Origin of the sequence: Paraburkholderia sediminicola (assembly GCF_046026895.1) — a bacterium.
GTDB lineage: Bacteria > Pseudomonadota > Gammaproteobacteria > Burkholderiales > Burkholderiaceae > Paraburkholderia > Paraburkholderia sediminicola_C.
Window position 1 is genome coordinate 25213 of sequence record NZ_JAQQEU010000074.1, and the last position, 9150, is coordinate 34362.

Here is a 9150-nt window from a genome sequence, read left to right on the forward strand (position 1 = left end):
CGACCTTCGTGCCCGATGCAGGTGCTGGCGACCCTGCCGACGATGCGTCGGGTCAGAAATTTCAAGCCGCAAAGATCCACTGGACGGCTCCACGGCAAGTCGCGCCTGGAGGTCGGGCAAAGGCACAGGCTGCGGCCAGGGAGCCAAAGCACAAGCAGGAGAAGAAGTAGCGGATTTGAATGGGGTGGTCGCGATTGAATGGCTCTTTTCAATCGCGATCACTAGTCCGAAGACAGCTGGCATCCGTTGGCCGATCACATTTCCAGCACGGATTCCGGCGCCTCCCACGTGTAGCCGAGTGCTCCGGCCACCTCCCGGCAGGTCACTTTTCCAAAAGCGACGTTCAGGCCATTGCGAAGATGCCGATCTTCTTGCAACGCCTTGCGCCAACCTTTGTTTGCGATCTGTAGCGCAAAAGGCAGCGTCGCATTATTGAGCGCGTAGGTCGAAGTGCGCGGCACGCCGCCCGGCATGTTGGCGACACAGTAGTGAACCACGTCGCCCACCATGTAAGTCGGCTCCGCGTGCGTCGTGGGCCTTGCCGTCTCGCAGCATCCGCCTTGATCGATCGCCACGTCGACAATCGCGGAGCCGGGCTGCATCGCGTGAATCATTGCGGTGGTCACGAGTTTGGGAGCGGCCGCGCCCGGGATCAGCACACCGCCGATGACGAGGTCGGCTTCGAGCACGTGCTTTTCGACATTGTCCTGATTCGAAAACACGGTCATGACGCGCGCGCCGAGCAGACGGTCCATGCGCCGCAGCGCGTCCAGATTGCGATCGATCACCGCGACCTGCGCGCCGGTGCCCACCGCAATCTGCGCCGCATTCGAGCCGACCACGCCTGCGCCCAGGATCACGATCTTCGCCGATGGCACACCCGCGACGCCGCCCAGCAGAATGCCCTTGCCGCCATGCGCGCGCTCGAGACAGTACGCGCCCGCCTGAATCGACAGGCGGCCGGCGACTTCGGACATGGGTGCCAGCAGCGGCAGTCCGCCGGCGGGTTGGGTGACGGTTTCATAGGCAATGCAGACGGCCTTGCTCTTCACGAGGTCGGCACATTGCTCCGGGTCCGGCGCGAGGTGCAAATACGTGAAAAGGACCTGTCCGTCGCGAAGCATCGCGCGCTCGCCGGCTTGCGGCTCCTTCACCTTGATGATCATGTCGGCCTTCGCGAAGACATCTTCCGCGCGAGGCGCGATCTTTGCGCCGGCCTTTTCATATACCGCATCGGATGCCCCAATGCCACTTCCCGCGCCTGTTTCGACCGTGACAGCGTGACCGTGCGCCACCATTTCGCGGACTGACGATGGAGTCAGTCCCACCCGGTATTCGTTGTTCTTGATTTCCTTTGGAACGCCAACATGCATGTCATCCTCCAATTGCGGAAAAACCGCTGAGCGACTCGTTTGACGCACGGGCGGCACTGTCTTCTGTCCGTCACCACGGCAGCGAGTAGGTCTTGGTATTGGTGAAGCTCTTCATCGCTTCCTGCACGCCCTCCTTGTAGCTGAGCCCGGAGTCTTTCACGCCGCCGAACGGCGTGAGTTCGAGCCGGTAACCCGGCACCTCGCGCACGTTGACGCTGCCCACTTCGAGTTCGGTGATGAAGCGGGTGATGTAGTCGAACCGGTTGGTGCAAACCGATGACGACAGCGCATAGTCGGTGCTGTTACAGCGCGCCCTCGCGCCGGTTGCCCACAAGGAGGCGCGCGCCGCGCGCGAGCGCGTCGTTGACCTGGCGCTCGCAGAACTGCGCGGCGGCTTCGTCGATGACCGTGCCCATGTCGACGCTGCTATCAGCCGGATTGCCATATTTCCACGCACGCGTTTTCTCCACGGCGAACTCGGTGAAGCGATCCGCGACGGCTTCGTGAACCAGCATACGCTTGATCGCCGTGCATCGCTGCCCCGAGTTCTTGTAGGAGTCCGGAGACAGCGAGCGAATTGGCTTCGTCCAGATCGGCGTCTTCCATCACGATGATCGGATCGTTGCCGCCCAGTTCCAGCACGGCTCGCCGATACCCCATGCGCGCCGCGATGGATTTGCCGATCGATATGCCGCCCGTAAACGTAATTAGATCGACGGCCGGATTCGTGATCAGTTCGTCAGCGATCACAGCGGGGTCGCCTGTCAGGACCTGCAGCATCTGCGCGGGCAAACCCGCTTCGTAGAGAATGTCCGCGAGCAGGTAGCACGACAGCGGCACTTTCTCCGAAGGCTTCACGACGATCCGGGACGGCACGATCTTGTGCGCGACCTGATTCATCGGGTGATTGAACGGCGTGATGGCCGAAATCACGCCGAGCAACGGCTCGCGCTGCGTGTACACGCGACGCTTCTTGCCGTGCGGCGTGAGATCGCACGAGAAAATCAGGCCGTCGTCCTTCAGTACCTCGCCCGCGCCGAACACCAGCACGTCGGCGACGCGGCCCGCTTGTGATCGGCGGTGATCGCGACGGTCGCGCCCAGTTCGTCTAGCCGTTGCAGGTAGCCGTCCATCATCTGATAGAAGGCGTTCGCGCCGGGCGTGCCGGGCGCGCACTTGTGCTGCACGTAGTCGGTGGTCGACAGGAACATCAGGTCGATGTCGCGTGTCTCCAGCAGACGCACGCCCGCGGCGAACACGAATTCGGAAAGCTCGGCGCTGCACACGCTCGGCGCGGGTTGGCCGACCAGCTCGATCACGTTGTCTATGCCGTTTTCTTCGATCGACGCTTCGTCCGCCTTCTCCGACGAAAAGCAGATGCCCTTGAGCCCCTTGCCGAGCAGGCGGCGCAGCTTGTCCTTCGCGGTCACGACGGCAAGGTTGGCGCCGGCGTCGGCTGACGTCTTGTACCGCATCTCCCAGTCACAGTTAGCCAGCGAGACTGCCGACAAATTGCCTGATGTGGTCAAGGACCGGTTGCTGATCGCCCGCGAAGGCCCAGTGATCGGCGCCGTCGAGTTCGACGAATCGCGCCTGAGCGATGTGGCTGGCGAGATGGCGGCCGGCGCCGATGCGAACGGCGCGGTCGTCGTGACGATGCAGCACCAGGGTCGGCATCGAAATTCGGCCGAGGAGTTGCCGCACATCCATATCGCGCAACGCTTCGAGCACGCCCTTGATGGCTCCCGGGCTCGACGCGGCCCGAAGCAAGCCCGCCCACCAGGCTCTTGCGTGAGGATCGCCCGACAGGCTCGGCGCGAATGTCTCAATGCCCGCAGGCCCGCCCCAGACTGCGACGAGCTGCTGCAGCCACCTGTCGTACTGGCTCGCCTGCAGTGCGTGGGAATAGTCGGGCGTTGCGCTCCCTTTCGCCAGCGACGCGAACAGAATGAGGCCAGCGACGCGATCGGGGTGATCGACGGCAAACCTGATGCAGGCCGGCCCGCTCTCTGACGCGCCGAACAGCACGACCCGGCGGCTGCCGGCAGCGTCAAGCACGGTGCCGATATCCTGCGCGGTCGCCTCGACGCTCGGATTGAACCCGACCCGGTCGGAAAGCCCGATGCCGCGGCGATCGAGCAAGATGAGACGGCCCATCCCGGCGAGGGAGGACAGGAACGTCCGGCAGCGGGGCTGCTCCCACACCCGTTCGACGTGGGACACGAAACCGGACAGCACCAGAACATCAATGTGGCCGGTGCCGTAGGTCTGGTAGGCAAGATGGACGCCGCCACCGCTGACATAGCGCGTCGGCGGCGGTTCCTCGATCGGCAACGTTGCGCCGGCATTCAGCAGCGCGCGGGTCTCGGCTTCCGGCGCGACATTGAACTCGTCGCGAAGGCGCTGCGTCAGGGCCTCGAGGTGCCGCTGGGCCGTGGCCCGGTCTCCGGCGAGCAGAAGGTTGCGGATGAGGTGACGGCCGTACACTTCGCTGAACGGATCGAACCCGACAAGACGGCCGGCGTGCGCGGCCGCGGCCGCGTAATCGCCGGCCGCTTTCTTGTCGTGCACCACGCGCTCGAGCGCCTGGATTGCCCGGCCCCGCAAGGCCTCCCGGCGAAAAAAAGCCCATTCGTCGAACTGCGGGCAGTCGCCGGGCGAAAAGCCTTCGAGAAAGTCGCCGGGATAATGGCGGCATGCCTGCTCGAATTCGCCGCGGTCGCAGGCTTGCTCGAACAGCTGGGAATCCACTTGCAGATTGGTCGCTGCCGACCATCGAATGGTTGAGCGGTCGGTGGTGAGAACGCCGTCGCCGAGTGTGAGCTGGAGGCGATGCAACAGACGCCGCAGCCGCGCCCGTACAACCTCTTCGCAGTCTTCCGGCCACAACATCGCGGCGAACACGTCGCGCCCGACTGCGCCCTTCGCTTCGGCCAGATAGACCAGCAGGGCCAAACCCTTGCGCAAGGCCAACTGGCACAGCCGGTCGTCCCGACGGATCTCCGGAAATCCAAGCGTGCGCACGCTGAACAGAGCCATGGCGAGGCGACCCTCAATGACGGCGTCCGGGGGACGCTCAGGGGACGAGGCAATCCTACCATTCCCTGCAAATGATGGGCGCGGCCCTCATTGCGACCGATTGAACTGGAGGATTGCCATGAAGAACCTGGGTGAGCATGCGATCGTGATCGGCGCCAGCATGAGTGGGCTGTTGGCTGCCCGCGTACTGGCGGATTTCTATACCATCGTCACCGTGCTCGAGCGCGATGCGTTTGCGGCCGCAGACACGCCGCGCAAGGGCGTGCCACAGGGTCGTCACACTCATGGGCTGCTTGCGCGCGGCAGCGCGGTACTCGAGGAATTCTTCCCCGGCTACAACAGCGAGGTCGTCGCGCAAAGCGGCGGCTTGATCGGTGATGTAGCCAACGATGTGGTCTGGATAGGTCGCAACGTCAGGCTTGCTAACGGCGCGAGCGACCTGAGCGGTCTGCTGGCGAGCCGTCCCGTGCTCGAAGGCCATCTACGCCGAAGGCTCATGAGCTTGCCGAACGTGCGCGTCATGGAAAGTTGCGCGGTGCAGGGTCTTGCGACCGACCCCGCTCGCAAGAGCGTGACCGGTGTCCGCACATGTTTCGAGGGCAAGCCGGAAGAGACCATCCACGCGGACCTTGTCGTTGATGCGACTGGCCGTGGCTCATCCAGCGAGGCGTGGCTCGAAGAGCTCGGCTACCGGCCTCCCGTCAATGAGAAGGTCGAGATCGGCATCTCCTACATGACCCGTACCTATCGACGTCATCCGACTGACCTTGATGGCAAGCACGGTATCGTTGTTGCCGGTAGTGCGCCGAACTGGCGCAACGGCGTCGTGCTCGCGCAGGAAAGCGACAGCTGGATCGTCAGTGCCGGCGGTTTTCTTGGCGACGACGCACCCGACAACGACCAGGGCTTTCTCGCGTATCTGGCGACGCTGCCGACCATGGAGATTCACGACCTTGTCGCAAGAGCGGAACCGCTGACCGATTACAGGCGCTACCGCTACGTGTCCAACCTGCGCCGGCGGTATGAGAAGCTCGCACGCTTCCCCGATAATTACCTGGTTTTTGGTGACGCCATCTGCAGCTTCAACCCTGTGTACGGGCAGGGCATGACGGTCGCGGCAGAGGAAGCGCTGACGCTGCAACGGTGCCTGCGCGCGGGTTCTAACGGTCTTGCGCGTCGATTCTTCGGGGCGGCCGCGAAGATCGTCGATATTCCGTGGGAGATCGCGGTTGGCAACGACCTGCGCCATCCGCAAATCAAGGGCGCGCGCCCGCCGATGCTCCGTTTCATCAACTGGTACATCGGCAAGCTTCACGTTGCTGCGACACGCGACAGCACGCTGTCGACTGCATTTCTCAAGGTTGTGAACCTGATGATGCCGCCGTCTTCGCTGCTCAGCCCTGCGATCATCAGGCGGGTCTGGCAGGGCAACAGGAGGCCTGTGCTATCGGTTCCCTCGCCTGCAATCGAAGCAGCGAGGCGCAGTAGCGGATCGTCATGAGCGGGCAGCGCGGTGTCGAACGGCGCAGGCGTCGCTTGCCGCCGCGCGATGGTGGTTGAGGGGCCACGAGATCGGCTGCTCGCGCAGCGGTGTTCAACGGCTCCCACTCGGGCTCCATACCAAAACCGATATCAATACCGCCAAAAATTTAATTGGAAAGACATCAGCCCGCTCCGTACACTTCAGCATTCCCATAAATTGAGCCACAGCCTTCCGTGACCCGCATTTCAAAGTCTGGGGACGACAGAGCGAGCGCGCAACACGCTGTCGCCATCCGCTTAACCGTCGACTCGCCGGCCGCGCCGCGCCGGATCGGTCCAACTGGCCGGTGCTGTGTCCCGGCACGTGCATCAAGGAAATAGGCATGTCGGAAAAAAAGCGGAAACTGCGCTCAGCTGAATGGTTCGGCACAGCTGACAAGAACGGCTTTATGTATCGAAGCTGGATGAAGAATCAAGGCATTCCCGATCATGAGTTCGACGGTCGCCCCGTCATCGGCATCTGCAACACCTGGTCGGAACTCACGCCGTGCAACGCGCACTTTCGCAAGCTCGCCGAGCACGTGAAACGCGGCATCTACGAAGCCGGCGGCTTCCCCGTCGAATTCCCCGTGTTTTCGAACGGCGAATCGAATCTGCGTCCCACCGCGATGCTCACGCGCAATCTCGCGGCGATGGATGTCGAAGAGGCGATCCGCGGCAATCCGATCGACGCGGTCGTGCTCCTCACCGGTTGCGACAAGACCACGCCCGCGCTGCTGATGGGCGCGGCGAGCTGCGACGTGCCGGCGATCGTCGTCACCGGCGGCCCGATGCTGAACGGCAAGCTGGACGGCAAGAACATCGGCTCGGGCACGGCTGTATGGCAACTGCACGAATCGCTGAAGGCAGGCGAGATCAACCTGCATCAATTCCTGTCGGCCGAGGCCGGCATGTCGCGCTCGGCGGGCACCTGCAACACGATGGGCACCGCGTCGACGATGGCTTGCATGGCCGAAGCGCTCGGCACGTCGCTGCCGCACAATGCGGCGATTCCGGCTGTCGATTCGCGCCGCTACGTGCTCGCGCATATGTCAGGAATCCGTATCGTCGAGATGGCCCACGAAGACCTTAAGCTGTCGAAGATCCTCACGCGCGCAGCCTTCATGAACGCCATTCGCACCAACGCCGCGATCGGCGGGTCGACCAATGCGGTGATTCATCTGAAGGCGATCGCGGGCCGCATCGGTGTCGAACTCGAACTCGACGACTGGGTGCGCATCGGACGAGACACGCCGACGATCGTCGACCTGATGCCGTCGGGCCGTTTCCTGATGGAAGAGTTCTATTACGCGGGCGGTTTGCCGGCCGTGTTGCGCCGGCTCGGCGAAGCGGACCTGCTGCCGCACCCGGACGCGCTGACCGTGAACGGGAAGTCGTTGTGGGAGAACGTCAAGGACGCGCCGAACACCAACGACGAAGTCATCCGGCAACTCGACAGGCCGCTCGTCGCCGATGGCGGGATCCGTGTGCTGCGCGGCAATCTCGCACCGCGCGGCGCGGTGCTCAAGCCGTCGGCAGCCACGCCCGCACTGCTGAAGCATCGCGGACGGGCGGTGGTGTTCGAGAACCTCGAGCATTACAAGGCGCGCATCGTCGACGAAGCGCTCGATGTCGACGCCAGCTCCGTGCTCGTGATGAAGAACTGCGGCCCGAAGGGTTATCCGGGCATGGCTGAAGTCGGCAACATGGGACTGCCGCCGAAGCTGCTGCGTCAGGGCGTGAAGGACATGGTGCGGATTTCGGACGCGCGCATGAGCGGGACCGCCTACGGCACCGTCGTTTTGCACGTGACGCCGGAAGCAGCGGCGGGCGGTCCGTTGGCGGCGGTGCAGGACGGCGATTGGATCGAACTCGATTGCGACGCCGGCACGCTGCATCTGGATATCAGCGACGCGGAGCTGGAGCGCCGCATGGCGCAACACGTGCCGCCACAGCCGCCCAATGGCGGCGGCTACCAGCGTCTTTATGTCGATCACGTGCTGCAGGCCGATGAAGGATGCGACCTCGATTTCCTCGTCGGTTGCCGTGGTGCTGCGGTGCCGCGTCATTCTCACTGAGGCGACCGGCGTCACGCAGTCGTTGACGCTGTCGAGATGAGATAACCGTGTAACCGCCGAGCGGCGGTTACACTCGGTTCTAGTAAGGCCTGTGAGTTCAAGTGCGCAACGCGCAGAACGAGCGCATCGGCGAAACATCGCGCATGCGGAGCAGGGTCGACGAGTCACGCATCATCAGGAATGCTGACTCGCAAAATGATTCCATTTCTCGCGTTGATCTACGTGGAAGCCTATATCGAACGCTCTTTCCGTACTAGATGATAAAGATAACTAAATAAACACTGGAATTTCGAGCAGCGACGGATTTGCGAAGCCGGTCAAGATAGCCGTGACGATTCGGGACTTCGTATGTCGAATCTTGATGCGCGCGAATCGTGACGCAACTACGGACGATTGCGGAAGACGCCAGAGCGAATCTCGAACTGGAACCGGATCAGATCCGGTAATTGTGCATCGGGTGGCTTCCGAAGTTGGATGCGGATGCCGTGATCGTAGAACGAGATCGAGCCTTGTTCTTTAGGGCCGTTCACGACCACGCTGCAATAGCAGCAACTACGGCGGCCTTGACGGGACACAGAGGGCAACATTGATGCAGAACAGGGTCCTGCATCAATTCGGGATGCGAATCGAATATTTTGCAAAGCCTGACAGATATTCGTCTTTATCTGATGGACAATTCGCCGGCCATTTTCTGATACTTGGGCCAGAGAGCAAAAAGGCACAACGACGCGTGGGAGACAACGCCTGCCACGGCGCAATGCCAATGCGCGTCTGAGTTGCTGCATTGCTGAACAGGAACGCACCGGATGGACCCACGGCTGTTGCAGTGCCACACGAATGAACGGCTCTACATGCGTGAACGGGATGTGGAATTCGCAGCAGGCGACGGGAACATTGCGCGGCGGCTGGGTATGCAGGCCGGTTAGATGGGCGATCCATCTGTCGAGCGGCTGATCGGGTCGTTCTCGTTCATGTTGGCGCACATGCAGATGCGCTTCGATGACGCGTTCCCGCAGCTCATGCGGCCGTTGCTGGAAACGGTCTATCCGAACTATGCCGGCCGGACGCCCGCAATCGCCGTCGCCCGAGTGTGCCGCGGCAGCGTGGCTCGACGCGCCAACACACTTTTCCTTCGGAGT

Annotated in this window: 5 protein-coding genes and 2 pseudogenes; 3 read left to right on the forward strand and 4 right to left on the reverse strand. The window is 62.7% G+C overall.

The features are described 5' to 3' along the window. Positions 1 to 254 precede the first annotated feature (254 nt). From ald to PQR02_RS32725, 4 genes and pseudogenes are all read right to left on the reverse strand, one after another. The gene (gene ald, locus PQR02_RS32710) at positions 255 to 1373 is read right to left on the reverse strand and encodes an alanine dehydrogenase (RefSeq protein WP_408241479.1); all 1119 of its coding nucleotides are present in this window, start codon (positions 1371 to 1373) and stop codon (positions 255 to 257) included. Positions 1374 to 1443: 70 nt separating this feature from the next. Then, a pseudogene (locus tag PQR02_RS32715) lies at positions 1444 to 2444 on the reverse strand (aldehyde dehydrogenase family protein); the annotation flags it as partial. Further along, a pseudogene (locus tag PQR02_RS32720) lies at positions 2444 to 2836 on the reverse strand (phosphonoacetate hydrolase); the annotation flags it as partial. The pseudogenes PQR02_RS32715 and PQR02_RS32720, both read right to left, overlap by 1 nt. 25 nt (positions 2837 to 2861) lie before the next feature. Further along, positions 2862 to 4412: a bifunctional AfsR/SARP family transcriptional regulator/alpha/beta hydrolase gene (locus PQR02_RS32725; protein ID WP_408241482.1), complete on the reverse strand. Its 1551-nt coding sequence runs from the start codon at positions 4410 to 4412 to the stop codon at positions 2862 to 2864. A 118-nt stretch (positions 4413 to 4530) separates the two neighbouring features. Between PQR02_RS32725 and PQR02_RS32730 the strand changes: the two genes are divergently transcribed. The 3 genes from PQR02_RS32730 to PQR02_RS32740 form a co-directional block, all read left to right on the forward strand. Continuing rightward, complete coding sequence (locus PQR02_RS32730) at positions 4531 to 5913, forward strand: FAD-dependent oxidoreductase (RefSeq protein WP_408241494.1); 1383 nt, start codon at positions 4531 to 4533, stop codon at positions 5911 to 5913. Positions 5914 to 6277: 364 nt separating this feature from the next. After that, positions 6278 to 8011 (forward strand): IlvD/Edd family dehydratase, encoded by a 1734-nt coding sequence (locus PQR02_RS32735; RefSeq protein ID WP_408241485.1) that lies wholly within the window; start codon positions 6278 to 6280, stop codon positions 8009 to 8011. A 989-nt stretch (positions 8012 to 9000) separates the two neighbouring features. Next, positions 9001 to 9150, forward strand: a 150-nt coding sequence (locus tag PQR02_RS32740) for a type VI secretion system baseplate subunit TssF (RefSeq protein ID WP_408241497.1), incomplete at its 3' end; no start/stop codon positions are given.